The organism is Streptomyces glaucosporus (assembly GCF_039533345.1).
In the GTDB taxonomy this organism is placed as follows: domain Bacteria; phylum Actinomycetota; class Actinomycetes; order Streptomycetales; family Streptomycetaceae; genus Streptomyces; species Streptomyces glaucosporus.
Window position 1 is genome coordinate 16976 of record NZ_BAAATJ010000012.1, and the last position, 25176, is coordinate 42151.

Consider the following 25176-nt stretch of genomic DNA (forward strand, 5'->3'; position numbering starts at 1 on the left):
TTCCACTGTGGTGTCTCTTGCGGTGTCTCTTGCGGTGTTTCCTGTGGTGTCTCTTGCGGGGTCTTCCCGGGTGTCAGAGCTTGCGGAGTCCACCCAGCACCCTTTCCAGCAGTGCGCGGTCGGGACGGGCGCCGTCGTATCCGGTGCCGTAGACCCGGATCCGCCCCTGGTCGGCGAGGTCGCTGAGCAGCACGCGCACCACGCCCAGCGGCATCCGCAGGCGGGCGGCGATCTCGGCGACCGACCTGATCCGGCGGCACAGCTCGACGATGGCCCTCATCTCGGGCATCACCCGGTCGCGCAGGCCGCCCGAGGTCAGCTCCCGGTGCGCCTCGGGCGCCTCGATGGCGCCGACGAGGGTCTCCACCAGCAGGACGTGGCCGAAGCGGGTGCGTCCGCCGGTGAGGGAGTAGGGGCGGACCCGCGCGGGTTTGCGCAGGGGCAGGGGGCTGCTGCTGGACGTCACTGGTCCGTATCCTCCATCGACGCGCGCAGTTCGGTGCGGAGTTCGGGGGTGAGGACGTGTCCGGCCCGGCCGACGAAGAGGGCCATGTGGTACGCGACGACGCTCATGTCGCAGTCGGGGTCGGCGTGGACGCCGAGCAGCGAGCCGTCGCTGATCGCCATCACGAACAGGCTGCCCTCGTCCATCGCGACCACGGTCTGCTTGACGGGGCCGCCGTCCAGCACCCGCGCGGCGCCCTGGGTCAGGGAGCCGAGCCCGGAGACGATGGTCGCCAGGTCGGCGCTGGAGCCCCGCGGGCCGCTCGGCGCCCGCTTCCCCTCCTCCCCGCGGGTCGGGCCGCTCCCGGGCCCGGCGGTCCCGTCGGGGTCGTAGGACAGCAGGAGCAGCCCGTCGGAGGACACCACGGCGACGGACCGTACGCCGGGGACCTCGTCGACCAGCTTGGCCAGCAGCCAGCGCAGGTTGCGGGCCTCCTTGCTGGGCGTGTGTGCGGTGCTGGGCGCGTTCACTTCCGTGCCTCCTCAACAGTGCCGCCCGTACCGGTCGGCTTCGCTCGGCCGCTCTCCTCCGCGGCGATCCGGGCCTCCGCCTCCCGCAGGCCCTCCCGGGCGCCCTGCTGGAAGCCGCCGAGCCGCCGCCGCAGTTCCTCGGCCTTCAGCCCGCCCGCGCGGGGACGGGGGACCGAGGCGCCGGTCGGCACGGTCCGGGGGGTCCGCTTGGGGAGCCCCTTGGCGGTGACGGTCCGTCCGGCGGGGGCGGACTCCTCCTCCGGGAGGGGGCCGGGAACCGGCGCCTCGTCCTCGGTCCGGCCGTGCTCGGCGGGGGCGGACTCCTCCGGTGCCCCGGACTCCCCGGCGGACCCCGCGGGCTCCGCCGGCCCGGACGCCCCGGCGTCCTCGTCCGCCGCGTCCGCCGTGTTTTCCGCGTCCGCCGCGTTTTCCGCGTCCTCCGTCTTCTCCGCCCGGGACTTGCGGGACGGCAGCGCGTTGTCGTTGGCCTCGGCGACCGTGCCCGGCAGGACCGGCACCTCGCCCACGGCGGCCTTCACGGCCGCCCCCGGCATCGGACGGTCCGGCAGCAGGGCCTTCGGCAGGACGACGACCGCGGCGATGCCCCCCTGCTCCTGCTCGCGCAGCTCCACCTTGATCCTGTGCCGCGCGGCGAGGCGGGCCACCACGTACAGGCCCATGCCCAGCGCGCTGTCGTCCTCCGGGCCGCCCTGGTGCTCGCCCGCCAGCTGGGCGTTGAGTTCGGCCAGACGCTCGGAGGTGACGCCGATGCCCTCGTCCTGGACGGAGAGCACGATCTCGCCGCTCTCCAGCTTCCAGCCGGAGAGCCGCACCCCGCTCTCCGGCGGGGAGAAGGCCATGGCGTTGTCGACCAGTTCGGCGATCAGGTGGCTGACGTCGCCGGCGGCGGGGCCGGAGACCTGGGCGTGCTGGGGCAGTCCGGTCAGCTCCACCCGCTCGTAGCGGTCGACCTCGCTGATCGCCGCGCGCAGCACGTCCAGCAGCGGCACCGGCTCCACCTGGCCGGTGGCATGCTCGGCTCCGGCCAGGAGCAGCAGGTTCTCGCTGTGGCGCCGCATCCGGGTGGCGAGGTGGTCGAGCTTGAAGAGGGCCGCGAGCCGCTCCGGCTCCTTCTCCTGGTGCTCCATGCCGTCCAGGAGGGCGAGCTGGCGCTCCACCAGACCCAGGGTGCGCAGCGCGAGATGGACGAACGTGCCGTGGGAGACGCCGCTCCCGCCCTCCAGCCGCTCGCCCATGGCCGTGAGCTCGCGCTGCAGCCGCTTGCGCTCGGCGGCGAGTTCGACGGCCTGGGCCTCGGCCTCGCCGGCGCGTTCGTGCAGGGCGACGGCGGCCTCTCGCAGCCGGTTGACGGCGCGTACGACGTCGGCGAACTCGTCGTTGCGCCCCTTGTACGCCACCGGCTCCTGGCCCACCGGGTCGTCGGCGACCCGCTGGGTTCCGAGCCTGAGGACGGCCAGCGGCCGGGTCGTCGACCGGGCGGTCTGGACGCTGATGCCGACCGTCAGCAGCAGGCAGATCCCCAGCAGGGCGATGCGCAGTTCCAGGGCGGTGAGGTCGTCGTCGCGCAGCTTCCTCAGCCGCTCCACCTCGGCGACGGCCAGCGAGGACTCCATGCTGCGCATGCGGTCCACGCGGGCGTTCAGCGCGGTCCCGACGCGGGCGCGGTTCAGTTGCAGGTCCCGGGCGTCCAGCCGCGGCTGGTCGGTGAGGCGGGCGAGGTAGCGCTCGGCCAGGGTGACGTCGGTGCCGGTGACCGTCCTGTCGTACGCGTCGCGGTCGGCGGCCCGCGCGGTCTGCCGGAAGTCGGCCAGGGCGGCCTGTTCGCGCAGGTGGGCCTGCTGGCCCGCCGCGGTCAGCTCCGGCTGTGCGCCTCCGGCGGCCAGCGCGGCCAGCAGCAGTCCGCGGGCGGCGGACGCCTGCTCGGCGGCGCGGCCGAGGTCGGGGAGCGCGTCGGCCGTGGCGTTCTCCGCCCGGCCCGGCAGGGCCCGGGTGGTGGCGGCGGTGATGCCGCCGAGGGACTGGATGACCCGGGTGTAGGCGTCGTAGGCCTCCCCGGCGTCGCTCCGCCCGGCCAGGGCCCGCTTCCGGACGGCGGGGAACTCCTCCAGCAGTCGCCGCACGCCGGCGGGCGCGTCGGCGCGCAGCTCGCGGATCCGGCTGTCCACGCGGGCGCGTTCCGCCCCGGTGGGTCCCCCGGCCTCGGAGGCCTTCCCGCCTTCGGGGGTCGCCTGGTCCCCGGCGGTCCCCTGGTCCGCGGGGAGGCCCTCGCTGCCGGGGAGGCCCGGGTCTCCGGGGAGCGCCTCGTTCCCGGCGGCCCCCGGGTCCCCCGCTCCGTTTCCGGTTCCGTCACCGGCGGCCGCGGCCGCGCGGCGGACGACGGCGTCCCGCTCGTCGGCGAGGGCGTGGGAGAGGGAGATCGCTCGCAGGCCCAGGTCGGCGCGGTCCACCAGCCGCTGGGACTCCGTCAGGTCGTGGGAGGCGGTGGCCACTCCGGGCGCGCCCGCGGCGAGGACGGCGACGGCGCACAGGGTGACCGACACCAGCAGCCGGTTGCGCACCCGTGCCCTGCGCGCGGACGTGGAGACCGTGGAGGCCGCCGTGGAGACCGTGGTGTCCTGCTGGTTCTGCCGGCTGCCCCGGAGTCGCTTCTTCCCCACCCGCGCTCGCAATCTCGTTCCGCCGTCCCGGTCCTGCCCGGAACGCGACAGTCCAACGTGTGCGGCAAGGGACCGTACCGCGCCCGTCCGCGCTCACCTGCGGCGACCGACCTTTCCAGCGCTGCCGTGAGGATTGGGGCGGTTCCCTGTGCCGGGCCACTCGAAGGAGTGAACATCACCAAGGAGTTGCCGAACAACTCCGGCCCGGTCGACAGTTTGACCACACGCCGGGTGGGGGATGGAAATCCGTCCGGGGTTTTGGCAAGATGCTCGCCCTTCATTTCGCGGACGCCCCCATTCCGGTGGAAGTCCGGCGGGAACCGCAGGTCACGACGGTGCCCCGGTGGCGTTCCGCTCCGTTCCGCTCCTTGCCGCCGCCCGCCCGCGGGCCCTCCGGCAGACTGGCGCGCATGCGGATCGAGATGGCGAGCGAGCCCGGCAGCCCGCGGATCCCCAACGAGGACTACGCGTCGGCAGCCCTACCTGCGGCAGGACGCGGCGGAGCGCTGGTGGTGCTGGACGGGGTGACTCCGCCGCCCCGGGACGTCGGCTGCGACCACGGCGTGCCCTGGTACGTGACCCGCCTCGGCGGAACGCTGCTCGAACTGTCCGGTTCGCGGCGGGACAGGACGCTGGCCCAGTGCCTCGCGGAGGCCATCGGGCGGACGGCCCGCGCGCACGGCCCGGGCTGTGACCTTTCTCACGCTCGCACGCCGCAGGCAACCGTGGTGCTGGTCCGCTGGGACGAGTCGGCCGTCGAGTATCTGGTGCTCTCCGACTCGGCGCTGCTGCTGGAGGGCCCGGACGGTTCCGTGACCCCCGTGCTCGACACCCGGCTGGACGGACTGCGGCCCGCCGCGCGGGCGCTGCCGCCGGCGGAGCGCGCCGCGTACCTGGAGGGGCTGCGCAACGCGGAGGGCGGTTTCTTCACCGCGGCGGCCGATCCGGAGGCGGCCTCCCGCGCCGTGACCGGAACCGTGCCGCGGGAGCGGGTGCGCGCGCTGGCCGCGCTGAGCGACGGGGTCACCCGCTGGGCGGAGACCTTCCGCCTGGGCGACTGGGCCGGGCTGATGGCGGTGCTCCGCGCGGAGGGGCCGCGGTCGCTCATCGCCCGGGTGCGCGCCGCCGAGTCCGCCGACCGCGCCGGGACGGCCTTCCCCCGCGGCAAGGTCCACGACGACGCGACGGCGGTGCTGGTGGAGTTCTGACGGCCGCCACCGCGAACCGCCGCCCCGCGCGGGGCGGGGCGGCGGGCGCGTACCGGCCCGGCGGCTCAGGCCGCGACGGGCAGTTCCGTACCGGCCGGCGTCAGCGCCAGCTCCAGGACCTGGCGGACGTCGGAGACCAGTTTCACGTCCAGCGTCCGCAGCACCTCCTCGGGCACGTCGTCCAGGTCCGGCTCGTTCCGCCTGGGGATGATCACGGTGGTGATCCCCGCCCGGTGCGCGGCCAGCAGCTTCTGCTTCACCCCGCCGATCGGCAGCACCCGGCCGGTCAGCGAGACCTCGCCGGTCATCGCCACGTCCGGACGGACCTGACGGCCCGACAGCAGCGAGGCCAGCGCGGTGGTCATGGTGATGCCCGCGCTCGGCCCGTCCTTGGGCACCGCGCCCGCCGGGACGTGCAGGTGGACGCCGCGCTCCTTCAGGTCGCCGACCGGGAGCTCCAGTTCGGCGCCGCGCGAGCGCAGGTAGGAGAGCGCGATGTGGGCGGACTCCTTCATCACGTCGCCGAGCTGGCCGGTCAGGGTCAGCCCCGAGCCGCCCGTCTCCGGGTCGGCCAGCGACGCCTCGACGTACAGCACGTCGCCTCCCGCGCCGGTGACCGCCAGTCCGGTGGCCACGCCCGGCACCGCCGTGCGCCGCTCGGCCGAGTCCTGGGCGGACTCGGGGGTGTGGTGCGGGCGGCCGATCAGCGGGCGCAGGTCGTCCACGCCGACGGTGTACGGCAGTTCGCGCTCCCCCAGCTCGTGCCGGGTGGCGATCTTCCGCAGCACCCGCGCGACGGAGCGCTCCAGGTCGCGGACGCCGGCCTCGCGCGTGTACTCCCCGGCCAGCTTGCGCAGCGCGGCCTCCTCGACCGTCACCTCGTCCGCCGCCAGCCCGGCCAGCTCCCGCTGCCGGGGCACCAGGTGGTCGCGGGCGATGACGACCTTCTCGTCCTCGGTGTAGCCGTCGAGCCGCACCAGTTCCATGCGGTCCAGCAGCGGCTGCGGGATGGCCTCCAGGACGTTGGCCGTGGCGAGGAAGACGACGTCGGACAGGTCGAGCTCCACCTCCAGGTAGTGGTCCCGGAAGGTGTGGTTCTGCGCGGGGTCGAGGACCTCCAGCAGGGCGGCGGCCGGGTCGCCCCGGAAGTCGCTGCCCACCTTGTCGATCTCGTCGAGGAGAACGACCGGGTTCATCGAGCCGGCCTCCTTGACCGCCCGGACGATCCGGCCCGGCAGCGCGCCGACGTAGGTGCGCCGGTGGCCTCGGATCTCGGCCTCGTCGCGGACGCCGCCCAGCGCCACCCTGGCGAATCTCCGCCCCATGGCGCGGGCCACGCTCTCCCCGAGGGAGGTCTTGCCCACGCCGGGCGGGCCGACCAGGGCGAGCACGGCGCCGCCGGCCCGCCGCCCGCCGGGCCGCTCCCCGCCGGCCCCACCGTCCCCACCGTCCCCGCCGGCTCCGCCGGCCGGGTCCGCCGCGCGCTCGGCGCGGCGCTTGCGGACCGCCAGGTACTCGATGATGCGTTCCTTGACCTCGTCCAGCCCGGCGTGGTCGGCGTCCAGGACGGCGCGCGCGCCGGCGATGTCGTACGCGTCCTCGGTCCGCTCGTTCCAGGGCATCTCCAGGACGGTGTCCAGCCAGGTGCGGATCCAGCCGCTCTCCGGACTCTGGTCGGAGGCGCGCTCCAGCCTGTCGACCTCCTTGAGCGCGGCCTCGCGGACCTTTCCGGGCAGACCGGCGGCCTCCACCCGGGCCCGGTAGTCGTCGCCCTCGTCGCCGGACTCGCCGTTCAGCTCGGCCAGCTCCTTGCGGACGGCCTCCAGCTGGCGGCGGAGCAGGAACTCGCGCTGCTGCCGGTCCACGCCCTCCTGGACGTCCTTGGCGATGGCCTCGGCCACGTCCTGCTCGGCCAGGTGGTCCCGGAGCCAGCCCGTCGCGAGCCTCAGCCGCTCGACCGGGTCGACGGTCTCCAGCAGCTTCACCCGCTGCTCGACGCCCAGGAACGGGCTGTAGCCGGAATTGTCGGCGAGCTGCCCGGCGTCGTCGATCTGCTGGACGCGGTCCACGACCTGCCAGGCGCCGCGCTTGCGCAGCCAGGTCGTCGCCAGGGCCTTGTACTCCTTGACCAGCTCGGCGACCGCGCCGGGGCTGGGGGGCCTGCCGTCGGTGCCGGACGCGGTCTCCTCGATCTCGGTGCCCTCCACCCACAGCGCGGCGCCCGGCCCGGTGGTGCCGGCGCCGATCCGCACCCGGCTCAGGCCGCGGATCAGCGCTCCGGGGTCGCCGTCGGCCAGCCGCCCGACCTGCTCCACGCGGCCGAGCACGCCGATTCCCGCGTAGGTGCCGTCCACGCGCGGCACCAGCAGCACCCGGGGCTTCTCCCCCTTCTCCGGGCGTTCCCCGCGTCCCGCCCCGTTCTCACCGCCCCCGCCGTCTCTGCCGGCGGCCGACTGGGCGGCCTCCACCGCGGCCCGCACCTCGGCGTCCGACAGGTCCAGGGGCACCACCATCCCGGGCAGCACCACCTCGTTGTCGAGCGGCAGCACGGGCAGGGTGAGCGTTGTGGGCGACAGAGCCATGATCTCTCCCTCGGCAGGCAAATTGAGCTTGGAGGACTCAACGTCTGTTCAATGCCCGAGCCGGTGCATGTGTTCCCCGACACGTGTTCGCCCTGAGCGATCGGAACATCACGGCACATGCCGCGCGTCCGCGCCGGAAACACCCCGGAAGCACCCCAGGAGCGGCCCGGGAGCACCCGTCGCACCGCGGCCCTTCCGCCGCGGGCCCCTTCCGCCGCGAACCCCCCTCTTCGTCCGTTCTCCCCGCCCGCCCCGCGCGGCGGCGGCAGGATGAGGCGCATGCCGATCCCGTACGAGACAGCGGAGCAGCCCCGTGTCCTGGACCACCGGACGGGCCCCCACGGCGAGGTGGTGCTGCGGCGGCACGGGGAGCTGTTCCAGATCATCGCCAACGGCTGCTTCCTGATGGACACCTCCGACGGCCGCTCCGAGCGGCTGCTGGTCCGCGCCGCGCTCCGGGAGCTGGAGGACGCCTCCGGCCCCCGGCCCGCGCCCGGTGTGCTGATCGGCGGGCTCGGCGTCGGCTTCTCCCTGGCCGAGGCCGCGGCCGAGCCCCGCTGGGGGCGGATCACGGTGGTCGAGCGGGAGGAGGCAGTCGTCGACTGGCACCGCGACGGGCCGCTGGACGCGATCACCGCCGGCGCGCTGGCCGACCCGCGCGTGGAGGTCGTCCGCGCCGACCTGGCCGCGTACCTGGCGGACGGCGGCGAACCGTACGACGCCCTGTGCCTGGACGTCGACAACGGTCCCGGCTGGACCGTCACCGAGGACAACGGCTCGCTCTACTCCCCCGCCGGGCTCGCCGCCTGCGCCCGGCGGCTCGCCCCGGGCGGGGTGCTGGCCGTGTGGTCCGCGCGGCCGTCCGCGGCGTTCGAGGAGGCTCTGCGCGACGCCGGGTTCGTCCGGGTGCGCACCGAAGAGGTCCCCGTCGCCCGGGGCGTCCCGGACGTGGTCCACCTCGCCACCCGACCGGCGTAGCGCGCCTCACCGCGGCCCTCTACGCTGCTGGAAGGAACCGAGGCAGCAGGACTGGGACGCATGGACCACAGGAACACCACGCAGACGCACGGCACCGGCACCCCCGCGGCGGCCACCCCGGGGGGCCAGCGCCGGGTCCTGGTCGTGGAGGACGACCCCACGATCACCGAGGCGATCGCCGTGCGGCTGCGCGCCGAGGGCTTCCAGGTCAGGACGGCCGGGGACGGCCCGGCCGCGGTGGAGGCCGCCGAGGCGTGGCAGCCCGACCTGCTGGTGCTGGACGTGATGCTGCCGGGCTTCGACGGCCTGGAGGTGTGCCGCCGGGTGCAGGCCCGGCGTCCGGTGCCGGTGCTGATGCTCACCGCCCGCGACGACGAGACCGACATGCTGGTCGGCCTCGGGGTCGGTGCGGACGACTACATGACCAAGCCGTTCTCCATGCGCGAGCTGGTCGCCCGGGTCCACGTGCTGCTGCGCCGCGTCGAGCGGGCCGCCCTCGCCGTGGCCTCCCCGCGTTCGGGCACCCTGCGGCTGGGCGAACTGGAGATCGACCACGCCCAGCGCCGGGTGCGGGTGGCGGGCAAGGACGTCCACCTCACCCCGACCGAGTTCGACCTGCTGGTCTGCCTGGCCAACTCGCCGCGCGCGGTGCTCTCCCGCGAGCAGCTCCTGGCCGAGGTGTGGGACTGGGCGGACGCCTCCGGGACGCGGACGGTCGACAGCCACATCAAGGCGCTGCGCCGGAAGATAGGCGCGGAGCGGATACGCACGGTCCACGGCGTCGGCTACGCGCTGGAGGCCCCCGCACCGGCCTCCGACTGGGCCTGAGCGGGCCGGGCGTGGTCCCCCGGCAGTCCCTGTGGGGCCGGTTCTGGGAGAACCTGCGGCCCGTGGACCCCAGGCGGTCGGTCAAGGCCGCGCTGGGCGCGCTGGTGATCGTCACCGTGGCGATCACCACGGCGCTGACCATCGTCGCGCTCTACTCGGCCATCGAGCTGCGGGTGATCGCCCTGCTCGCGGTGATCGCCTCGCTGGTGGTCACCCAGTTCGTGGCGCACGGCCTGGCCGAGCCGCTGGACGAGATGACGGACGCGGCCCGCTCGATGGCCCGCGGCGACTACAGCCGGCGGGTCCGCGTCCAGCGCCGTGACGAGCTGGGCGAGCTGGCCGACGCCTTCAACCTCATGGCCGCCGACCTGGAGGCCGCCGACCGGCACCGCAAGGAGCTGGTGGCCAACGTCTCCCACGAGTTGCGCACCCCCATCGCGGCGCTGCGCGCGGTGCTGGAGAACGTGGTGGACGGGGTCTCCCGGGCCGACCCGGCGACCATGGACACCGCGCTGCGGCAGACCGAGCGGCTGGGCCGCCTCGTCGAGCACCTGCTGGACCTGTCCCGGCTCGACAACGGCGTGGTGCCGCTGCACACCCGGCGCTTCGAGGTGTGGCCGTACCTGTCGGGGGTGCTCAAGGAGGCCAACATGACCAAGGGCGAGGGGCGCTCCCGCACGGACGTCCACCTCCACCTGGACGTCTCCCCGCCGGGCCTGGTCGCGTACGCGGACACCGAGCGGCTGCACCAGGTGGTCGCCAACCTGATCGACAACGCCGTCAAGCACAGCCCGCCCCACGGCCGGGTGACCGTGCGGGCGCGGCCCGGGCGGTCCCCGCTGGCGCTGGAGCTGGAGGTGCTGGACGAGGGGCCGGGCATCCCCGAGGCGGACCGCGAGCGGGTCTTCGAGCGCTTCGGCCGCTCGGCCCCGGCGGAGGGCGGCGACGGCGGCACGGGGCTGGGGCTGGCCATCGCGCGCTGGGCGGTGGATCTGCACGGCGGGCGGATCCGGGTGGCCGAATCCCCGCGCGGCTGCCGGATCCTCGTCACACTTCCCGGCGACACGTCCAAAGCGGAGTTGACGTAGGGTCTGAGGAGTCGGGGTTCGAAGGAGCGAGCCGTCGGGCTCGTTCCACCGCTCCCACCTCGCCTGATTCCGTGGAACCGGGTGTGTTTCCCGTCAAACGAGGCACCGAAACATACCGCTGGATGTGACTTACCTGACGCCGACCCCATGCCGACTGCACCGAACGGCGCGGGGGGCGTAGCCTTTATTTCTGCTGTCCACCAACACAGGTAAGCGGAAGAGGGCGGTTGCCGCCGTGTCGCCACAGGCCCCCAAGACTTCGAGTTCTCCCAACACCGGCCAGGACGGGCAGGGAAAGAGTCCCTCCGCCGGCTTCGGTGCCAACGAGTGGCTCGTCGACGAGATCTACCAGCAGTACCTCCAGGACCCGAACTCGGTAGACCGGGCCTGGTGGGACTTCTTCGCCGACTACAAGCCGGGACAGGCCGCCGGAGGAGCCGCGGCCCCCACAGCCTCGAAGCCGCCGGCCCAGCCGCAGGCCCCTCAGGCTTCCCAGACCTCCCAGGCTCCGGCGCAGACCGCGCCTCCCGCCCGGAAGGCGGCCCCGGCCCCCGCGCCGGCGCCCGAGAAGAAGCCCGCCGAGCCCGCGGCTCCGGCCGCCCCCGCGAAGAGCGAGCCGGCCGGGCGTGCCAAGGCCGCCGGCCGGCCCGCGCAGGCGCCGGAGGCCGGGACCGAGTACGTGCCGCTGCGCGGCCCGGCCGCCGCGGTCGCCCGCAACATGAACGCCTCGCTGGAACTGCCCACCGCCACGTCGGTGCGCGCGGTCCCGGTGAAGCTGCTCATCGACAACCGCATCGTCATCAACAACCACCTCAAGCGCGCCCGCGGCGGCAAGGTGTCCTTCACGCACCTGATCGGCTACGCCATGGTGAAGGCGCTCAAGGCGATGCCGTCGATGAACTACGCGTACGCCGAGAAGGACGGCAAGCCGACCCTCGTCAAGCCGGACCACGTCAACCTCGGTCTGGCCATCGACCTGGTGAAGCCCAACGGCGACCGCCAGCTCGTCGTGGCCGCCATCAAGAAGGCCGAGACGCTCACCTTCTTCGAGTTCTGGCAGGCCTACGAGGACATCGTCCGCCGCGCCCGCGCGGGCAAGCTGACGATGGAGGACTTCAGCGGCGTCACCGCGTCGCTGACCAACCCCGGCGGCATCGGCACCGTCCACTCGGTGCCCCGCCTGATGCCCGGCCAGGGCGTGATCCTGGGCGTGGGCGCGATGGAGTACCCGGCCGAGTTCCAGGGCACCTCGCAGGACACCCTGAACAAGCTGGGCATCTCCAAGGTCATGACGCTGACCAGCACCTACGACCACCGGGTGATCCAGGGCGCCGCCTCCGGCGAGTTCCTGCGGATCATCCACCAGCTGCTGCTCGGCGAGAACGGCTTCTACGACGAGATCTTCGAGGCGCTGCGGATCCCCTACGAGCCGGTCCGCTGGCTCAAGGACATCGACACCAGCCACGACGACGACGTCACCAAGGCCGCCCGCGTCTTCGACCTGATCCACTCCTACCGGGTCCGCGGCCACGTCATGGCCGACACCGACCCGCTGGAGTACAAGCAGCGCAAGCACCCCGACCTCGACATCACCGAGCACGGCCTCACCCTGTGGGACCTGGAGCGGGAGTTCGCGGTCGGCGGCTTCGCCGGCAAGTCGGTGATGAAGCTGCGCGACATCCTGGGCGTGCTCCGCGACTCGTACTGCCGCACCACCGGCATCGAGTACATGCACATCCAGGACCCCAAGCAGCGCAAGTGGATCCAGGACCGCGTCGAGCGCCCGCACTCCTCGCCGGCGCGTGACGAGCAGCTGCGCATCCTGCGCCGTCTGAACGCCGCCGAGGCCTTCGAGGTCTTCCTCCAGACCAAGTACGTCGGCCAGAAGCGGTTCTCCCTGGAGGGCGGCGAGTCCGTCATCCCGCTGCTGGACGCCGTCCTCGACGCCGCCGCCGAGGCGCGGCTGGACGAGGTCGTCATCGGCATGGCCCACCGCGGCCGGCTGAACGTCCTGGCCAACATCGTGGGCAAGTCCTACGCCCAGATCTTCCGCGAGTTCGAGGGCAACCTCGACCCGAAGTCGATGCACGGCTCCGGCGACGTGAAGTACCACCTGGGCGCCGAGGGCACCTTCACCGGCCTGGACGGCGAGAAGATCAAGGTCTCGCTCACCGCCAACCCCTCGCACCTGGAGGCCGTGGACCCGGTGCTGGAGGGCGTGGCCCGGGCCAAGCAGGACATCATCGGCAAGGGCGGCACCGACTTCACCGTCCTCCCGGTCCTGCTGCACGGCGACGCGGCCTTCGCGGGCCAGGGCGTGGTGGCCGAGACGCTGAACATGTCGCAGCTGCGCGGCTACCGCACCGGCGGCACCGTGCACGTGGTCATCAACAACCAGGTGGGCTTCACCGCCCCGCCCGAGTCGGCGCGCTCCTCGATGTACGCCACCGACGTGGCGCGGATGATCGAGGCTCCGATCTTCCACGTCAACGGCGACGACCCGGAGGCCTGCGTCCGCGTGGCGCGGCTCGCCTTCGAGTTCCGCCAGGCGTTCAACAAGGACGTGGTGATCGACCTCATCTGCTACCGCCGCCGCGGGCACAACGAGACGGACAACCCGTCCTTCACCCAGCCGCTGATGTACGACCTGATCGACAAGAAGCGCTCGGTGCGCAAGCTCTACACCGAGTCGCTGATCGGCCGGGGCGACATCACGCTGGAGGAGGCGGAGCAGGCGCTCCAGGACTTCCAGGGCCAGCTGGAGAAGGTCTTCACCGAGGTCCGGGAGGCCACCACCAACCCGGCCCAGGCCGAACCCGAGGCCCCGCAGCCGGAGTTCCCGGTGGCGGTGGAGACGGGCGTCGGCCAGGAGGTCCTCAAGCGGATCGCCGAGTCCCAGGTGAACATCCCCGAGCGGATCACCGTCCACCCCAGGCTGCTGCCGCAGCTCCAGCGCCGTGTGGCGATGGTGGAGGAAGGGAAGATCGACTGGGGCATGGGCGAGACCCTGGCCATCGGCTCGCTGCTGATGGAGGGCGTCCCCGTCCGGCTGGCCGGGCAGGACTCCCGCCGCGGCACCTTCGGCCAGCGCCACGCCGTCCTCATCGACCAGAACACCGGCGAGGACTACACCCCGCTGCTGTACCTCTCGGAGGACCAGGCCCGCTTCAACGTCTACGACTCGCTGCTGAGCGAGTACGCGGCGATGGGCTTCGAGTACGGCTACTCCCTGGCCCGTCCCGAGGCGCTGGTGATGTGGGAGGCGCAGTTCGGCGACTTCGCCAACGGCGCCCAGACGGTGATCGACGAGTTCATCTCGTCGGCCGAGCAGAAGTGGGGCCAGACCTCCGGTGTGACCCTGCTGCTGCCGCACGGCTACGAGGGCCAGGGTCCGGACCACTCCTCGGGCCGGATCGAGCGCTTCCTCCAGCTGTGCGCGCAGAACAGCATGACGGTCGCGATGCCGACCCTGCCGTCGAACTACTTCCACCTGCTGCGCTGGCAGGTCCACAACCCGCACCACAAGCCGCTGATCGTCTTCACCCCGAAGTCGATGCTCCGGCTCAAGGCGGCGACCTCCAGGGCGGAGGAGTTCACCTCGGGCGGCTTCCGTCCGGTCATCGGTGACGACTCGGTCGACCCGGCCCAGGTCACCAAGGTCGTCTTCTGCTCCGGCAAGATCTACTACGACCTCGACGCGGAGCGCCGGAAGCGGGGCGTGACCGACACCGCGATCATCCGGCTGGAGCGGCTCTACCCGCTGCCCGGCAGGGAGATCCAGGAGGAGATGGCGCGCTACGGCAACGCCTCGAAGATCGTCTGGGCCCAGGAGGAGCCGGCGAACCAGGGTGCCTGGCCGTTCATCGCGCTCAACCTGGTGGACCACCTGGACGTGTTCATCGGGGCCGGCAAGGCGCCGAGCGCGTACCGGCTGCGCCGGGTCTCGCGCCCGTCGTCCTCGTCCCCGGCGGTCGGCTCGGCCAAGCGCCACCAGGCCGAGCAGCAGCAGCTCATCAGCGAGGTCTTCGACCTCTGAGGCCTGAGGCGGTCCGACGCGGCGGGGCCCACCGTACGGTGCGTACGGTGGGCCCCGCCGCGCGGGGAGGCCGCCCCGCCGCCCGGCGGGGGCGCCTCCCCGCGCGCATACGCTGACCCGAGCAGAGACACCTGGCGTTTTGGGAGCACCGATGTACTTCACCGACCGCGGCATCGAGGAGCTGGAGCAGCGGCGCGGCGACGAGGAGATCACCTTCGGGTGGCTCTCCGAGCAGCTGCGGACCTTCGTCGACCTCAATCCGGACTTCGAGGTGCCCGTCGAGCGGCTCGCGACCTGGCTGGCGCGGCTGGACGACGAGGACGACTGAGACCGCCCCCGGCCCCGCGTCCGCCCCGTCCCCGGCCCTCCCGCCGGGGACGGGGCGGAACTGCTTCTTGACTTCCCGCAACCGCGATATATCGTCTTGACCGTAGACGCGATATGTCGTTGTACGCCGAGCCAGGGGAGGCCGTCGTGTCAGGCCGGTCCGAGTGGTCCGTGAGCGAGCCGCGCAGGCTCGACTTCGACGAGGCCCTTCACACACTGCGGGTCCGCGTCGTGGGCGGCGCGGTCAACGTCGTCGGCACCGGCGATCCGGCCACCCGGCTGGAGATCGGCGTCCTCGAAGGCCCTCCGCTCACGGTGTCCCTGGAGGACGGCACCCTCACGGTCGCGTACGACGACCTGCCCTGGAAGGGCTTCCTCACCCTCCTCGACCGCAAGGGCCCGCAGCGCCGGGCCGACGTGTCGCTCGCCGTGCCCCCGGGGATCCGGGTCGAGATCAGGGTGGTCGGGGCCGACGCGGTCGTCACCGGCGTCGGGGGCCGCACCGACGTGCGCGGGGTCACCGGCGGCGTCACGCTGGTGGGCCTGACCGGCCCGGTGCGGGCCGAGACGGTCTCCGGCGGCGTCGAGGCGCAGGGCGTGACCGGCGATCTGCGCTTCACCTCCGTCTCCGGCGACCTGACGGTCGTCGACGGCGGCGGCTCGTCGGTGAGGGCCGACTCCGTCAGCGGCGACATGGTGCTGGACCTCGACCCGGTGCGGAAGGACCGGGGCCCCGACGTCCGGCTCACCTCCGTCTCGGGCGAGATCGCCATCCGGCTGCCCCACCCGGCCGACACCGTGGTCGACGCCAACACCGCCGGCGGCGCCGTCTCCTGCGCCTTCGACGACCTCCGGGTCTCCGGGCAGTGGGGGGCCAAGCGGATCACGGGCACCCTCGGAGCGGGCAGCGGGCGGCTGCGGGCCACCACCGTCTCCGGTTCGATCGCCCTGCTGCGCCGCCCTCCGGCGGACGGCGGCGCCCCGGCCACCCCCGACGGCACGGTCCCGGCGGCCGGGCCCTCCCCCTGTAAGGACGTGTGACATGCCCCCCGTCTTCGCCCACGGCCGGCTGCGCCTGTATCTGCTCAAGCTGCTCGACGAGGCGCCGCGCCACGGCTACGAGGTGATCCGGCTGCTGGAGGAACGCTTCCAGGGCCTCTACGCGCCCTCCGCCGGCACGGTCTACCCGCGCCTGGCCAAGCTGGAGGCCGAGGGCCTGGTCAGCCACACCACCGAGGGCGGCCGCAAGGTGTACTCCCTCACCGACGCGGGCCGTTCCGAACTCTCCGACCGCCGACGCGAGTTGACCGAGCTGGAGCGGGAGATCCGGGAATCGCTGGCGGCCCTGGCCGCCGACATCCGCGAGGACGTCAGCGGTGCGGCCGGCGATCTGCGCCGCGAGGTGCGCGAGGAGGCACGGCGCAACCTCAGCGCCGGGGACGAGGAGCCCTTCCCCGGCTGGGAGGGCTGGGAGTCAGCCTGGGAGACGGCTCTCCAGGGGGCTTTCCAGGGCTCCTGGCCGGACAAGGAGTCGCTGCGGACGGCGAAGGAGGAGATGCGCCGGGCCGGGGAGCAGTTGAAGGAGCAGGCCCGCCGTGCCCGTCAGGAGGCGCAGCAGGCGAGGGTCCAGGCGCACAAGGCCCGCCAGGCGCGGGACGCGGCACGGGAGGAGATGGAGCGGATCACCCGTCAGGTCCAGGAGCAGGTGCAGTCGGTGCAGGCCCGTGCCCAACAGGGCGACTGGCAGGGCGCGGTGCGGCTGGGCGTGTCCGAACTGGCCCGGCAGATGGGCAATCTGGGCCGGCTCGCCGGCCACACCGCGACCCGGCCGTCGCACGCCGAGCCCGATCCGGCCGACGCGCCGGTTCCGGAATGGGCCGCGGACTTCGCCCCCTCCGGCGACCCGCGGCGCGATCTGGAGCGGCTGCTGGACCGGTTCCGCGACGACGTGCGGGACGCCGCCCGCGACCACGGGGTCGGGGAGGAGCAGTTGGGCGAGGCACGCCGCCACCTGTCCACGGCGGCGGCTCGCATCGTCGCCCTGCTGCGGCCCCCTCGCCCGGAGTAGCCTCCCGCGGACGGAGTGGCGCTCCGCGGACACACCGCCGTGCGGCGGCCGTGCGTACGGCCGCCGCGCGGCGCTCCCGGCCGGGCCGCCGGGCTCTCAGACCGTCAGGACGACCTTGCCGAACAGGTCGCCCGTCGCCATCTTCTCGAATCCCTCGCGGGCGCGGTCCAGCGGCAGGACGGTGTCGATCACCGGGCGGACGCCCTTGGCCGCGCAGAAGCTCAGCAGCGAGGCCAGTTCCTCCTTGGTCCCCATCGTGGAGCCGACGACCTTCAGCTCCAGGAAGAAGATCCGGTTCAGCTCCGCGGCGGGCGGGTTGGGACCGCTGGTCGCCCCCGAGATCACCAGCGTGCCACCGGGCTTGAGGGACTTCACCGAGTGGGACCAGGTGGCGGCGCCCACCGTCTCGATCACCGCGTCCACCCGGTGCGGCAGCCGGGCCCCGCTCTCGAAGGCGGCCTCGGCGCCCAGTTCCTCGGCGCGCCTGCGCTTGGCCTCGTCACGGCTGGTGGCGAAGACCCGCAGACCCGCCGCGGCGCCCAGCACGATGGCGGCCGTGGCCACGCCGCCGCCCGCGCCCTGGACCAGGACGGAGTCCCCGGGCCGCACCCCGGCGCCTGTGAACAGCATCCGGTAGGCGGTCAGCCACGCCGTCGGCAGGCAGGCCGCCTCCTCGAAGGAGAGCTCCTTGGGCTTGGGCAGGACGTTCCACTGCGGCACCGCGACCCGCTCGGCGAAGGTGCCCTGGTACTTCTCGGTCAGGATCGAGCGCGGCTCGCGCGGTCCGACGCCGTGGCCGGTCTGCCCGATCACCGAGTGGAGGACCACCTCGTTGCCGTCGGCGTCCACCCCGGCCGCGTCACAGCCGAGGATCATCGGCAGCGACTCCTCGCCCAGGCCGACCCCGCGCAGGGACCACAGGTCGTGGTGGTTGAGGGACGCGGCCCTGACGTCGATGGTCGTCCACCCCGGCGGAACGTTCGGCTCCGGACGTTCGCCCAGTTCGAGTCCGTTCAGCGGCTGGTCGCGATCGATGCGCGCGGCATAGGCAGCAAACATGATCAGAACCCTAGGACGCGCGGGGGCGCGGGGGAACCGGGCGCCGGTGTGACGCGCGCCGCGCGGCCCGGGGGGCGGGCCGACGGGCGGGAGACGGGCCGGGAACGCGAGGGGCGGTGCGGCCCCCGTCCGGGTTCCGCACCGCCCCTGCGCCGCCGTCTCGGCCGCCTCTCAGAGGACCTTCGACAGGAACGCCTTCGTCCGCTCGTGCTGCGGGTTGGTCAGCACCTCGCGCGGATGGCCGGACTCGACGACCACGCCGTCGTCCATGAAGACCAGCGAGTCGCCGACCTCCCGGGCGAAGCCCATCTCGTGGGTGACGACGATCATCGTCATGCCGTCCTCGGCCAGATCGCGCATGACGTCCAGCACCTCGCCGACCAGTTCCGGGTCGAGCGCCGAGGTGGGCTCGTCGAAGAGCATCAGCTTGGGCTCCATCGCCAGCGCCCGGGCGATGGCCACCCGCTGCTGCTGGCCGCCGGAGAGCTGGGCGGGGTAGTGGCCGGTCCGCTCGCCGAGGCCGACGCGGTCCAGCAGCTTCAGCGCCCGCTCCCGGGCCACCGCCCTGGTCTCGCCCTTGACCTGGACCGGCGCCTCCATGACGTTCTCCAGCGCCGTCATGTGCGGGAAGAGGTTGAAGCGCTGGAAGACCATGCCGATGTCGCGGCGCTGGGCGGCGACCTCGCGCTCCTTGAGCTCGTAGAGCTTGTCGCCCTTCTGCCGGTAGCCGACGAGGTGGCCGTCGACCCACAGCCGTCCGGCGCTGATCTTCTCCAGGTGGTTGATGCAGCGCAGGAAGGTGGACTTGCCGGAGCCGGACGGGCCGACCAGGCAGAACACCTCGCCCTGGGCCACCTCCAGGTCGATGCCCTTGAGGATGTGGGCGTGGCCGAAGGACTTGTGGACGCCCTCCGCCTTCACCATCGGGACCGCCTGCGTGCTCATATGGTCCTCCCTCCCACCTGGCTCGGCGTGCGGAACGAGCCGAGGCTCGTCTTGACCCGCTGCCACGGGGTGGGCGGCAGGCTGCGGGTCGAGCCGCGCTGGAAATGGCGCTCCAGGTAGTACTGGCCGATGCTGAAGACCGAGGTGAGCAGCAGGTACCAGATGGTCGCCACCAGCAGCAGCTCCATCACCGCGAGGTTGCGCGAGGAGATCTTGGTGGCCGACAGGAGCAGCTCGCCGTACTGGATGGCGTAGGCCAGCGACGAGGTCTTGAGCATGTTGATGAACTCGTTGCCGGTCGGCGGGATGATCACCCGCATGGCCTGCGGCAGCACGATCCGCCGCATGGTGCGGCCGCGGGTCATGCCGAGGGCGTGGGCCGCCTCGGTCTGGCCCTCGTCCACCGACTGGATGCCGGCCCGGCTGATCTCGGCCATGTAGGCGGCCTCGTTCAGCCCGAGTCCCAGCAGCGCGGCGAGGAACGGCGTCATCACGTCGTTCATCTCGTCGCGGTAGAAGCCCAGGTCCAGGATCGGGAAGATCAGCGCCAGGTTGTACCAGAGCAGGAGCTGCACCAGGACGGGCGTGCCGCGGAAGATCCAGATGTAGCCCCAGGCGACGGAGGACATCACCGGGTTCTTCGACAGCCGCATCACCGCGAGGACCGTGCCGAGCACGACGCCCAGGAGCATCGAGAGCACGGTGATCCACAGGGTGTTGAGGGCTCCCACGACGATCGTCTCGTGATCGAAGAAGTCGCCCACGGTGGACCAGCTGATCTGGGCGTTCGCGAACGCCGACACCAGCAGGGCCAGGACGGCCAGCACGATCACGGCGCTGACCCACCGGCCGTAGTGGCGTACCGGGATGGCCTTGACGGCCTCGGGCGGGACCGGCGCGCTCGTGGTCGCCGGGCCCCTCCCGCCCGCCCCGCCGGATTCCTTGGTGACGGAGACCGCGGGGGTCGGCGCCTTGTCTTCAGGGTCGGACACGGATGGTTACCTTTGCTGTGAGTCTGCGGTGGGGCCGTATGGTCCGGTACGGCTCACTTGCCGCCGTTGATGACGGCCTCTTCGACTCCGGCGTCGGTGACGTCCCACTTCTCCAGGACCTTCCGGTACTCGCCGTTGTCGATGATCGCGTCGAGGGCGGCCTTGAGGACGTCGCGCAGCTGGGTGTTCTTCTTGCTCACGGCGATGCCGTAGGGAGCGGCGTCGATCTGGTCGCCGACGACCTCGAAGTCCTTGCCGCCGCCGGAGGTCTTGGCGTTGTACGCGGCGACCGGGTAGTCGTTGATGTCCGCGACCGCGCGCCCCTGCTTCACCTGGAGCAGCGCCTCGGTGTCCTTGTCGAAGGCGAGGATCTTGATCGGCTTGTCGCACTTCTTGCTCTGCGCCTCGGCGAGGTCCTCGTTGGCCGTGCCGCGCTGGAGGGCGACGGTCTCGCCGCAGAGGTCCTCCAGGGACTTGATGCCCTCGGGGTTGCCCTTCTTGACCAGGATCGCGGAGCCGGCCCGGAAGTAGTCGACGAAGTCCGCGCCGCCCTGGGAGTCCTCGCTCGCGCCCTTCTGGCGCTCCTTGGTGTCGGTCATGGCCGACATCACGATGTCGAAGCGGCCGGAGTTCATGCCGAGGATGAGCTGGTCGAAGGTGCCCTGGCTGAACTGGAACTCGACGCCGAGCTGCTTCTCCAGCGCATCGGCCAGGTCGGGGTCGATGCCGGCGACCTCGTCGTTCTCGTCGTAGAACTCGACCGGGGCGTAGGCGATGTCCGAGCCGACCTTGATGACGCCCGCGGACCGGATCTTCTCGGGGAGCTTGTCGAACAGCGGGGCCTCGGAGGTCTTGGCCTTGGTGTCGCCGCCGCCCTCGCCTCCGCCGTCGGTCTGGTCGCCGCACGCCGTCAGCAGCAGGGAGCCCGCGACCGCGAGGGCTCCGGCCGCGGCGAGACGCCGGCGCGCGGACGGACGGGAGGCACCGCCCACCGTGGGCAGGGGGCGGCTGGTGCGTGCGGTCATGGGTGGTCCTCCTGCGGGGTGAGTGGAGTATCCGGTCGGCCGGGCACGTCTCCACGGGGGCGTGGCGCGGCACTCTGCGATGAAGGGAATCTTGCCATCCGGCCGCAAGGGGCCAGGATGGCCGCCAGGTCAAAATCGGATAACGGGATAAGAAGATCGATCATCGAACGACAGTTGCGATCGGCGGTCGGGCGCTCGTCTGAGCGGTGACCCGAACAAGGGAGAGAGCTTCGTCACTCTTCCCTGTGGCGTGCTCCAGCGTTCTTCCAGCCTCTGTGCAGGGGTTTTGCCCATGCTGTCCCTGTTCGCAGTGGTGTCCCGCCGCGTCCATGGAGACGAAAGCGACTCGAACGTCCTGTTGGGCATCCGGTAGAAAGAGCAGTTACACCCCTCACCCGGGGACCAGGGCGCGTGTGCGGCGCGTCCGGCGTCCGTATCCCCCTCGACGGTGGCCCCATCCGCCGGACAGGCCGCGGACGTGGTGCCCGCCCGCTCCTCGACCAGGAAGCGGCCACCCTCGCAGAAGATTTCGACAAAGGGGTTAGAACAGTGGCAGCGGAGATCGTCAATTCCGGGAGCGAGCTGGGTACCGACGTCGACCCGGCCATCGATCCGGCCTTCGCCCTGCACCGCGGCGGCAAGATGGCGGTCCGGGCGACCGTGCCGGTGCGGGACGCGGACGACCTGTCCCTGGCCTACACGCCTGGCGTGGCCAAGGTGTGCAGCGCCATCGCGGAGCAGCCGGAACTGGTCCACGACTACACCTGGAAGTCCCAGGTGGTGGCGGTCGTGACGGACGGCACCGCGGTGCTGGGCCTGGGTGACATCGGCCCGGAGGCCTCCCTCCCTGTGATGGAGGGCAAGGCCATCCTCTTCAAGCAGTTCGGCGGGGTGGACGCGGTCCCGATCGCGCTGGCCTGCACGGACGTGGACGAGATCGTGGAGACGATCGTCCGCATGGCGCCCTCCTTCGGCGGCGTCAACCTGGAGGACATCTCCGCGCCCCGCTGCTTCGAGATCGAGCGCAGGCTCCAGGAGCGCCTGGACATCCCGGTCTTCCACGACGACCAGCACGGCACCGCCGTCGTCACGCTCGCCGCGCTGCGCAACGCCGCCCGGCTGCGCGGCGTCGGGCTCGGCGAGCTGCGCGCCGTCATCTCCGGTGCGGGAGCGGCCGGTGTCGCCATCGCCCGCATCCTGGTCGAGGCCGGGATCGGCGACGTGACCGTCTGCGACCGCAAGGGCATCGTCTCCCCCGACCGCACGGACCTCACCGACGTCAAGCGGGAACTGGCCGGCTTCACCAACAAGGCGGGCCTGGCCGGGTCGCTGGAGACGGCGATGGAGGGCGCCGACGTCTTCATCGGCGTCAGCGGCGGCACGGTCCCCGAGGAGGCCGTCGCGAGGATGGCCGACGACGCGTTCGTCTTCGCCATGGCCAACCCCACGCCGGAGATCCACCCGGACGTGGCCCGCAAGTACGCCTCGGTCGTCGCCACCGGCCGCAGCGACTACCCGAACCAGATCAACAACGTCCTCGCCTTCCCGGGCATCTTCGCGGGCGCGCTCCAGGTGCGGGCCTCGCGGATCACCGAGGGCATGAAGCTGGCCGCGGCCGACGCCCTGGCCTCGGTGGTCGCCGACGAGCTGAGCGCGGAGAGGGTCATCCCCTCGCCGTTCGACGAGCGGGTCGCCCCGGCCGTCACCGCGGCCGTCGCCGCCGCCGCCCGCGCGGAGGGCGTGGCCCGGCGCTGAGCGCCCCGTGGACGGCCGCGGGGGCGGTGCGGACCGGAGGGAGCCCGGTCCCGTACCGCCCCCGCGGCCGTCTGCCGTCCGGGGCCCGGCGCCGTCCGGCGTCACTTCAGGGCGAGCACCATCGCGTCGGCCGGAGACGCCCACACCGTCCGCGCCTCGGCGAAGCCCGCCGCCCGCAGCGCGTCGGCGTGCCAGGCCGCGGACTGCGTCTGCCCGTCGGCGTGGTCCCCCTCGGCCGGGTTGCCGAAGATGCGGAAGCGTTCAGCGGTCGGCCCGGCCAGCACCGGGTCGGCGGCGGCCGTCGCCCACCAGTCCGCCCAGTCCTGGGTGCCCGCCGCCTTCTCCCTCTCGCGCCGCGCCCGGTAGAAGGCGTTCACGGCCTCGTTGACGCGGGGCGTGGTGTCGTCGGGCATGTGGTCGGCGTTGAGGAAGACCCCGCCGTCCCGCACCACGCCGGCGATCTGCCCGTACAGCGTCCGCAGCTCGTCGTCGCGCAGCCAGTGCAGCGCGGTGGCGGTGAGGACGGCGTCGTAGTCGCGGTGCGGCAGGGCGCTCCGCCATCCGGGGTCGCGCAGGTCGGCCCGGACGAACTCCACCCGGGGATCGGCGGCGAAGTAGCCGCGCGCGATGGTCAGCAGGGCCGGGTCCAGGTCGATCCCCGTGCTGGTGGCCTTGGGGAACCGGCGCAGCAGGCGGTCGGAGATGCTGCCCGTGCCGCACGCCAGGTCCAGTACCTTCGGCTCGGGGCCGACCAGGGCCTCGACGGCGTCGAGCATCGCCCTGAACCGCTCCTCGCGGTCGGGCAGGTACCACTCCTGCTGGCGGTCCCAGGTCGACTGCCAGTGCTGCCAGTCCGCACCCGCGGCCGTGTCCTTCTCGGTCATGACAACCCCCTCCACTCGCAGCAAGTAATAGTCTGGAATCAGGTAAGCCCCTTACCGCTTCCCGGTATGACCATAGAATGCATCCGTAAGGACCACAAGTGGAACTGAACTATTACTCGGACTTCGCCGTGCGGCTGGTCAACACCGAGCAGCCCCAGCGCGGCGAGGACGCGCTCACCTCGGTCGAGGCCGTGCGCGAACTCTTCGGCCCCAACCAGTCCGCCGCACGGCGCGCCACCGAGGCCGACGTGACCAGGCTGCGGAACGTGCGGACGCGGCTGCGCGCGGTCTTCACCGCGGCCTCGGAGGGCGACGAGGCGAGGGCCGTGGACCTCCTCAACGCCCTGCTGATGGAGTTCCCCGCCAGCCCCCAGATCTCCGGGCACGACCACCTGGACGACGAGGGACGGCCGCGCTGGCACATGCACCTGGCCGACCACCCGGCCAACGCCACGGCCGGGTACGCCGCCACCGCCTGCATGGGCCTGGCCTTCCACCTCACCGAGCTGGGCGTGGACCGGCTGGGCATCTGCCAGGCCGACCCCTGCCGCAACGCCTACCTGGACACCTCCACCAACCGGTCCCGGCGCTACTGCTCGGACCGCTGCGCGACCCGCGCCAACGTCGCCGCCTACCGAGCCCGCAAACGCCTGGAGAACAGCGGCCGCACCCCCGAGAAGAGCCAGCCCAGCAGCGCGCCGGGCGTCCGCTGAACCTGCCGCAGGGGACGCAGCCGCACCCACGCGCGCGCCACCACGAGGTCGTCGGGCACCACCCCGAACTCGCGGCTGTCGTTGCGCACGGACGGGTTGTCCCCCTGGACCCACCAGCCCCCCGGGCGCCGCTCAACGGCGCGTTTGACGATCAGCAGGTCGTGCTGGAAGGGGTGCCGCACCACCACCACGTGCCCGCGCCGCACCGCACCCCCGTAGCGCACCACCAGCAGGTCGCCGGGGAGCAGCGTCGGCTCCATCGACGGGTTGTAGACCTCGGCCAGCCCGATCCTCAGCAGCCCCCGGTCCTCCTGCTCGTCCACCTGCTCCGGCATCCGCGGCACCTCCGGCCCTCGTCCCTGTGTCAGCGGCCCCTTCCCGCCCTCCCCGCTCCACCGGGACTTTTGTCCTAGGCGGGTGGGGGCACACGCGAAAAGGCGTTCCTCAGGGAGTAATCTCACACGTGAGAAGACGATCACGAGGAAGGACAGCTTTCATGCTCTCCCGCCTGTTCGCCCCGAAGGTCAAGGTCAGCGCCCACTGCGACCTTCCCTGCGGCGTCTACGACCCGGCCCAGGCCCGCGTCGAGGCCGAGTCCGTCAAGGCCATCCAGGAGAAGTACCAGGCCAACGAGGACCCGCACTTCCGGGCCCGCGCCACGTACATCAAGGAGCAGCGGGCCGAGCTCGCCAAGCACCACATCTCCGTGCTGTGGAGCGACTACTTCAAGGCTCCGCACTTCGAGAAGTACCCCCAGCTGCACCAGCTGGTGAACGACGCCCTGAAGGCCGCCTCGGCCGCGAAGGCCTCCACCGACCCGGCGACGGGCCAGAAGCTGCTGGACTACATCGCCGAGATCGACAAGATCTTCTGGGAGACCAAGAAGGCCTGATCCGGAACGGCGTCGCCCTGCGCGCGGCGACGCCCTGACGGTTTCTTCCCCGCACCCGGCCCGCCGGCTCCGCAACGAGTCCCGGCGGGCCGGGTGCGGCCGTTCCCGCCCTCCGCGGGCGTCGCACCGGGCCCGCGTCCGCC

Annotated in this window: 21 protein-coding genes; 11 read left to right on the forward strand and 10 right to left on the reverse strand. The window is 72.6% G+C overall.

From position 1 onward, the window contains the following. Nucleotides 1-73 precede the first annotated feature (73 nt). The 3 genes from ABD358_RS14550 to ABD358_RS14560 are packed head-to-tail and all read right to left on the reverse strand — an operon-like array spanning nt 74 to nt 3653. Complete coding sequence (locus tag ABD358_RS14550) at nt 74-466, reverse strand: DUF742 domain-containing protein (RefSeq protein WP_344631412.1); 393 nt, start codon at nt 464-466, stop codon at nt 74-76. Beyond that, nucleotides 463-975, reverse strand: a complete 513-nt coding sequence (locus ABD358_RS14555; protein ID WP_344631413.1) for a roadblock/LC7 domain-containing protein — start codon at nt 973-975, stop codon at nt 463-465. The genes ABD358_RS14550 and ABD358_RS14555 overlap by 4 nt, the downstream gene beginning before the upstream one ends. Continuing rightward, a complete protein-coding gene (locus ABD358_RS14560) occupies nt 972-3653 on the reverse strand; it encodes a sensor histidine kinase (RefSeq protein ID WP_344631414.1) in 2682 nt (893 codons plus the stop codon). Before ABD358_RS14560 ends, ABD358_RS14555 begins: the two co-directional genes overlap by 4 nt. Before the next feature lie 410 nt (nt 3654-4063). Between ABD358_RS14560 and ABD358_RS14565 the strand changes: the two genes are divergently transcribed. Next, nucleotides 4064-4861, forward strand: a complete 798-nt coding sequence (locus ABD358_RS14565) for a protein phosphatase 2C domain-containing protein (protein WP_344631415.1) — start codon at nt 4064-4066, stop codon at nt 4859-4861. A gap of 65 nt (nt 4862-4926) precedes the next feature. Here ABD358_RS14565 and lon read toward each other — a convergent pair whose 3' ends face one another. Continuing rightward, nucleotides 4927-7443, reverse strand: coding sequence for an endopeptidase La (lon, locus tag ABD358_RS14570; RefSeq protein WP_344631416.1), 2517 nt, complete (start codon nt 7441-7443; stop codon nt 4927-4929). 279 nt (nt 7444-7722) lie between these two features. Between lon and ABD358_RS14575 the strand changes: the two genes are divergently transcribed. The 7 genes from ABD358_RS14575 (at nt 7723) to ABD358_RS14605 (ending at nt 16768) form a co-directional block, all read left to right on the forward strand. Next, the gene (locus ABD358_RS14575; protein ID WP_344631417.1) at nt 7723-8421 is read left to right on the forward strand and encodes a spermidine synthase family protein; all 699 of its coding nucleotides are present in this window, start codon (nt 7723-7725) and stop codon (nt 8419-8421) included. A gap of 60 nt (nt 8422-8481) precedes the next feature. Continuing rightward, nucleotides 8482-9249 carry a response regulator transcription factor gene (locus ABD358_RS14580; protein WP_344631418.1) on the forward strand — a complete coding sequence of 256 codons (768 nt, stop codon included), beginning with the start codon at nt 8482-8484 and terminating at the stop codon, nt 9247-9249. 11 nt (nt 9250-9260) lie between these two features. After that, entirely contained in the window at nt 9261-10337 is a 1077-nt protein-coding gene (locus ABD358_RS14585) for a HAMP domain-containing sensor histidine kinase (RefSeq protein WP_344631419.1), read from the forward strand. Between the two features lie 235 nt (nt 10338-10572). Further along, a complete protein-coding gene (locus ABD358_RS14590; RefSeq protein WP_344631420.1) occupies nt 10573-14373 on the forward strand; it encodes a multifunctional oxoglutarate decarboxylase/oxoglutarate dehydrogenase thiamine pyrophosphate-binding subunit/dihydrolipoyllysine-residue succinyltransferase subunit in 3801 nt (1266 codons plus the stop codon). Between the two features lie 151 nt (nt 14374-14524). Further along, nucleotides 14525-14701: a DUF6104 family protein gene (locus ABD358_RS14595; RefSeq protein ID WP_169745188.1), complete on the forward strand. Its 177-nt coding sequence runs from the start codon at nt 14525-14527 to the stop codon at nt 14699-14701. 146 nt (nt 14702-14847) lie between these two features. Further along, entirely contained in the window at nt 14848-15741 is an 894-nt protein-coding gene (locus ABD358_RS14600) for a DUF4097 family beta strand repeat-containing protein (RefSeq protein WP_344631421.1), read from the forward strand. Between the two features lies 1 nt (nt 15742). Beyond that, a complete protein-coding gene (locus tag ABD358_RS14605; RefSeq protein ID WP_344631422.1) occupies nt 15743-16768 on the forward strand; it encodes a PadR family transcriptional regulator in 1026 nt (341 codons plus the stop codon). A 96-nt stretch (nt 16769-16864) separates the two neighbouring features. On the opposite strand, the gene ABD358_RS14610 is transcribed toward ABD358_RS14605, so the two are convergent. The 4 genes from ABD358_RS14610 to ABD358_RS14625 form a co-directional block, all read right to left on the reverse strand. Next, a complete protein-coding gene (locus ABD358_RS14610) occupies nt 16865-17827 on the reverse strand; it encodes a zinc-binding dehydrogenase (RefSeq protein WP_344631423.1) in 963 nt (320 codons plus the stop codon). Nucleotides 17828-17998: 171 nt separating this feature from the next. After that, nucleotides 17999-18772: an amino acid ABC transporter ATP-binding protein gene (locus ABD358_RS14615; protein ID WP_344631424.1), complete on the reverse strand. Its 774-nt coding sequence runs from the start codon at nt 18770-18772 to the stop codon at nt 17999-18001. Continuing rightward, on the reverse strand, nt 18769-19764 hold the full coding sequence (locus ABD358_RS14620; protein ID WP_344631425.1) for an amino acid ABC transporter permease: 996 nt from the start codon (nt 19762-19764) through the stop codon (nt 18769-18771). The genes ABD358_RS14615 and ABD358_RS14620 overlap by 4 nt, the downstream gene beginning before the upstream one ends. 53 nt (nt 19765-19817) lie before the next feature. Continuing rightward, nucleotides 19818-20789, reverse strand: a complete 972-nt coding sequence (locus tag ABD358_RS14625) for an ABC transporter substrate-binding protein (RefSeq protein ID WP_344631426.1) — start codon at nt 20787-20789, stop codon at nt 19818-19820. A gap of 549 nt (nt 20790-21338) precedes the next feature. Between ABD358_RS14625 and ABD358_RS14630 the strand changes: the two genes are divergently transcribed. Continuing rightward, entirely contained in the window at nt 21339-22544 is a 1206-nt protein-coding gene (locus ABD358_RS14630) for an NAD(P)-dependent malic enzyme (protein WP_425576327.1), read from the forward strand. 101 nt (nt 22545-22645) lie between these two features. On the opposite strand, the gene ABD358_RS14635 is transcribed toward ABD358_RS14630, so the two are convergent. Beyond that, on the reverse strand, nt 22646-23428 hold the full coding sequence (locus ABD358_RS14635) for a class I SAM-dependent methyltransferase (protein WP_344631427.1): 783 nt from the start codon (nt 23426-23428) through the stop codon (nt 22646-22648). 98 nt (nt 23429-23526) lie between these two features. On the opposite strand from ABD358_RS14635, the gene ABD358_RS14640 reads away from it, so the two are divergent. Next, entirely contained in the window at nt 23527-24141 is a 615-nt protein-coding gene (locus tag ABD358_RS14640) for a CGNR zinc finger domain-containing protein (RefSeq protein ID WP_344631428.1), read from the forward strand. On the opposite strand, the gene sodX is transcribed toward ABD358_RS14640, so the two are convergent. Next, nucleotides 24060-24476, reverse strand: coding sequence for a nickel-type superoxide dismutase maturation protease (gene sodX / locus ABD358_RS14645; RefSeq protein WP_344631429.1), 417 nt, complete (start codon nt 24474-24476; stop codon nt 24060-24062). The genes ABD358_RS14640 and sodX overlap by 82 nt on opposite strands. A gap of 161 nt (nt 24477-24637) precedes the next feature. On the opposite strand from sodX, the gene sodN reads away from it, so the two are divergent. Next, entirely contained in the window at nt 24638-25033 is a 396-nt protein-coding gene (sodN, locus tag ABD358_RS14650) for a superoxide dismutase, Ni (RefSeq protein ID WP_344631430.1), read from the forward strand. Nucleotides 25034-25176: the final 143 nt, after the last annotated feature.